The 3,254-nt window shown below is 33.0% G+C and carries 4 protein-coding genes; 1 reads left to right on the plus strand and 3 read right to left on the minus strand.

The window, feature by feature from the left end; translation table 11 throughout:
• A partial coding sequence (locus ACZQCL_RS07845) for an ABC transporter substrate-binding protein (protein ID WP_482482625.1) occupies nt 1-563 on the minus strand: 563 nt, incomplete at its 3' end.
• 180 nt (nt 564-743) lie between these two features.
• Between ACZQCL_RS07845 and ACZQCL_RS07850 the strand changes: the two genes are divergently transcribed.
• The gene (locus ACZQCL_RS07850; protein WP_329994552.1) at nt 744-1,580 is read left to right on the plus strand and encodes a helix-turn-helix domain-containing protein; all 837 of its coding nucleotides are present in this window, start codon (nt 744-746) and stop codon (nt 1,578-1,580) included.
• A 145-nt stretch (nt 1,581-1,725) separates the two neighbouring features.
• Here the strand turns inward: ACZQCL_RS07850 and ACZQCL_RS07855 are convergent, their stop codons facing one another.
• Nucleotides 1,726-2,100 (minus strand): hypothetical protein, encoded by a 375-nt coding sequence (locus ACZQCL_RS07855; RefSeq protein ID WP_117571680.1) that lies wholly within the window; start codon nt 2,098-2,100, stop codon nt 1,726-1,728.
• Nucleotides 2,101-2,116: 16 nt separating this feature from the next.
• Nucleotides 2,117-3,205: a zinc-dependent peptidase gene (locus tag ACZQCL_RS07860; protein WP_482482627.1), complete on the minus strand. Its 1,089-nt coding sequence runs from the start codon at nt 3,203-3,205 to the stop codon at nt 2,117-2,119.
• Between the last annotated feature and the right edge of the window lie 49 nt (nt 3,206-3,254).

Raw genomic sequence — 3,254 nt, forward strand, 5'->3', positions numbered from 1 at the left:
ATACCATCTTTCTTAGCTTGATCACCTAAAGCCCAGAATTCTTCCCAAGTTGTTGGAAGTTCATATTTCTTTCCTTCTCCAACCAATTCAGTATTATAGAAGAATCCAGCTGGAGTTGTCTTAAGTGGCATCAAATAAGATTTTCCATCACCATAATATTGTACGATACTACTATTTGCGTAGTTTTCATCCATACCAACTTCTTCAACTACATCTGAAATATCCAATACTTCATGAGTATTTAATTGAGTTTCAGTATATCCAGAAGGCTGACCTAAGTTATAGTAAACAACATCAGAATATTCACCCTTCGCATTTTCTTTATTCAATACATCAGGCAATTCTTTTTCAAAACGCAATTGAACATCTACATCTGGATTTGCCTTTTCAAAAGCCTTAGCCAATTTTGTGAATACTTCTTCACCATTACCACCAGAGAAAGAATCAAATTTTAATACTCGCTTATCTCCAGAATCAGAATTTTCAGCTGGTTTGCTAGAACATCCTGCTAACATAGATGCTGCCATCGCAAATGATAACCCAGCAGTTATAACTTTTTTCATACTTTACCTCCTCATAAATTCGTATGAACCTCTTTTGACAAGTCTAGTATAGCCTATTTGAAGGCGCTTTATCATAAAAATATAGCTCTATATTTTAGATATATTGCGATTTAATAATTTTGACGACAAAATTGATAAACAAAAGAAAACAATATATAATAATACAAAAAGAGGTGTTTTATGAGTACACAACGCTTTCAAATTGACCAAGTCGACTTCAATAAAGCCCGACCAAAACTACTATATATAACCGAATCCAAGTTCGACCACGAATGGAATTCCACCCTACATACCCATTTATATACAGAAATGTTCTATGTGACAAAAGGCCATGGACTTCTAAGTTTAGACAACAAAAACTATCCCGTAAAAGAAGACGATCTCGTTATTGTCAATCCATTGGTATCCCATACCGAGCGTGGTATTGAAAATATCAACTTCGAATACATTGTTATGGGAATTGAAGGCGTCACCTTCTTTTCAAAAGAAGAAGACGAAGAACAAGGATGTAGTATTGCTAACTATTATGAATACAAACACGAAGTATTGTTTTATCTAAAAACCATTCTAATGGAAGTTAAGGCAAGAGATGCTGAATATCAATCGTTATGCCAAAACTTATTAGAAGTATTACTGATCAACCTGATGCGTAGGGCCAACATTAGTTTAAAATCTTCACCCGTTAATAAAGCCAACAAAGACTGTGTCTATATTGAAAAATATATTGATGCTCACTTTAAAGAAGATATCACACTAGACACTTTAAGTGAACTCACTTTCTTAAATAAATATCACATTGTACATGCCTTTAAGCAATATAAGGGAATCTCTCCCATTAACTACATGATTCAAAAGCGTATTCAAGAAGCTAAAGTTCTACTTTCTACAACCAATCTTCAAATCTCAGAAATATCCATCATCATAGGATTTACGAGCCAATCCTATTTTGCCCAAGCCTTCAAAAAAGCAACGGGCATTTCACCTATTCAATTTAGAAAAAATCATAGTGAACAATAGAAAATCATATTATCGCATTTACCTCTTTGCTAATTATACATCTACGAATACTAGTTTCTACCAATAAAACACTGAATGAAAATAGTATAGAATAAACAAGAATAGTACATATAATATCTTTCTAACAACCATATTTTTTCTCCTTCTAGAATCCATTACTCATCTGTACTTGTTGATCAAACATTTGTTGCTGCTGATCAAATTGTTGTTGTGCCATGTCATTTTGTTGATTAACCTGCTGCTGATTAAACGCATCCACCTGTTCATTGAATAACCGCATTTGTTCTCTAAAATATTCATGGTCTTGTAATGCGATTTGGCGGATATATTCCAATTCTTGATTGGTGCAATCCGTATAATATTGAATAATAGACAATTCTTCCTCTACCCAATCTTCATATGACGTATAGTTTTCTTCTTGTATTGAATAAGGATCGTTATAATCCACTGCACTTGTTGATTGAGCTGCACAACCCGTAAATAACACTAACAATATTAATAAACTTATAATTTTATCCATTTTTCTATTTCCTTTCTCATTCGTACATTTGATATAAATTATTCAAATAATTATAGATATCTATATTCAATTCCTCTAATTCTTCTGGATCATTCACATACAATTCAGATGCTTCGGCAAAGAATTCACCTGGATTCGTAGTCCCATAATCGCCTAAGCAATCAGGATTACTTTTATACAGACCAATCCATTCCGAATTATATGCAGGAGATCTTTTCTCACTACGCGAGAAATGTGTATAGTCATAAATATGTGCCAGTTCGTGTGTGACATGACTTTTTTGATCGTTGTATTCATCTGGATCCACTTGTAGAGTAATAGATTTATCTTCAAATGAGGCATAACCATATACTCCAAAGCCATGGTTATCCATGTCCACACCATCTTCACGAGCATATTTTTTAAACCTTTTTGGTGAACACAAATTGATTTGTTGACAATTATCCAACATAAACTGTGGCTGTGTCTTCACAAATTCATTTAAATATCTTTGTACATCCCCCACTTTCAATTTACTTCCGGCAACAATATGAATTTTCGGAAGATTTTGAACTGCAAAATACTCTTCCTCAATAATCTGATTGTATGTATCTTCAATTACCGCATATTCTTCTTTCTCTATACTTTTAACCACGCGATACTGTATCCAAATTGGAGATAGTGTGATAGCTAAAGCAATCGCAGTTAATACTAAAAGCACTTTTCTTTTAACTCCATTTGACTTAGAAACATTATCCTGCATGTAGTGAAGGCAATCCTGATTCTGCTCATACGTAAAATTCTGAATACGCTCTTGATAAAAATCATGCTTACTCGTCGCATCTAATAAATCAACACTTTCCAATGTACCTTGGCTCAATCTAGAACGAACATATTCTTCTTGAAGCTTATCTAAATCCACTTTCTTGCGATCCAAAATCAAGAAAACAAGTAATGCGATTAATCCAGCCACAAGAATGCAGTAAGGCATTTTTAAATTATCAATCCAAACTAGTTCCATTCCCTTTGGATGGTTTAAACACATTAACTTCTTTCGATAGCTTTGTAAAAAATCAACTAAAACAAAAAATACAACTCCTGAAAAAAATAATTTAACCTTACTCATTTTCATATTTTCCTTTCCTTTACATGAATTAATAATTTAAAACTTCCTT

It is taken from the genome of Holdemanella sp., from assembly GCF_056804935.1.